Consider the following 1,331-nt stretch of genomic DNA (forward strand, 5'->3'; position numbering starts at 1 on the left):
CTCGGCTGACTGTGAGCATGGCGGGGTCGGTTCAGCAGTGGTGAGCTGATAGCCGGCAGCAGTGGGTGTGACTCTTCGTCTGACTGGCTTTGTGTCTTTGGCGGGACTTGTCCGTCCGCTGCTGCCGGCGCCGGCCCGGTGAGAGACGTTTGGCCTGATCAGGAGCTTGACCGCCAGTTAGTGGCTGGCGTGTCTCATCACAGTCCTGCCATCTCCGCACCGGACCGGACCCGTGCGTCCCCATGGTGAGGAGAGAACGCATGTCCATGCTGGCAGATTTGGTCGAGGTCGTCATCGGCGTCGACACCCACAAACACACTCACACCGCCGCGGTCCTCGATGCCCGCACCGGTGCCGTGCTGGACCGTACGACCGTTACCGCCGATCCGGACGGCTATGCGCAGCTGCTGGCCCTGGCCGGGCAGCACTCGGGATTGCGGGCCTGGGCGATGGAAGGCACCGGCGGCTACGGCGCCGGCCTTCACCGCCACCTGGCTGATGCCGACGAGTTGGTCGTCGAGCTGGACCGCCCGAAGCGGCCAGCCCGCCGGGCCGGAGCAAAGTCCGACCCGATCGATGCCGAACGCGCCGCCCGCGACGCTCTGGCCCGCACCCAGTTGGCGCAGCCCAAGACCGGCCCCGAACGGGCAGCGCTGCAGATGCGACTGACCGCCCGCCGCGCAGCCGTCGAGGCCGCCACCACCGCCCAACGGCAACTACACGCCCTGATCGTCACCGCCCCGGAGGCGGTCCGATCCCGGTTCCGTGGGCAGAACACCCGCGCGATGATCAGCACCGCCGACCGGCTGCGACCCACCACGGCCAGCGGCGATGTCGAGATCATCACCGCGTTGACGGTGCTGCGCGACCTCGCCCGCCGCATCCGCACCCTTGAAACCGAGGCTGCCGGCCACGAGACGGCAATCCTCACCATCGTCCGGTCCTGGCGTCCCGACCTGCTCCAACTCACCGGCGTCGGACCGATCGTCGCCGCCACCGTCCTGACCGCCTGGTCCCACCCCGGCCGCTGCCGCAACGACGCCGCCTTCGCCATGCTCGCCGGCGTCGCCCCGATCCCCGCCTCGTCCGGCAAGACCATCCGCTACCGCCTCAACCGCTCAGGCGACCGCCAACTCAACCGCGCCCTGCACACCATCACCCTGTCCCGACTGCGCTACGACGAACCCACCCGCGCCTACGCCGACCGCCGCCGCGCCCAAGGCAAAACCGACCGCGAGATCAAACGCTGCCTCAAGCGCTACATCGCCCGAGACCTCTACCGACGCCTCGAAAACCCTCCCCAACCACTTGACGCGCCATAGGAGCGTCCC

The 1,331-nt window shown here is 69.3% G+C and carries 1 protein-coding gene; it reads left to right on the forward strand.

Annotated features, from left to right (window positions below; all coding sequences use genetic code 11):
- Positions 1 to 260: 260 nt before the first annotated feature.
- On the forward strand, positions 261 to 1,322 hold the full coding sequence (locus E1193_RS31410) for an IS110 family transposase (protein WP_132186741.1): 1,062 nt from the start codon (positions 261 to 263) through the stop codon (positions 1,320 to 1,322).
- The last annotated feature ends 9 nt before the right edge of the window (positions 1,323 to 1,331 follow it).

The sequence above is a fragment of the Micromonospora sp. KC606 genome, from assembly GCF_004348675.1.
Classification (GTDB): Bacteria; Actinomycetota; Actinomycetes; order Mycobacteriales; family Micromonosporaceae; genus Micromonospora.

What these genes read in the sequence shown, in the direction of transcription:
- E1193_RS31410 (WP_132186741.1), top strand. Translation starts at nt 261, where the DNA reads ATGTCCATGCTGGCAGATTTGGTCGAGGTCGTCATCGGCGTCGACACC.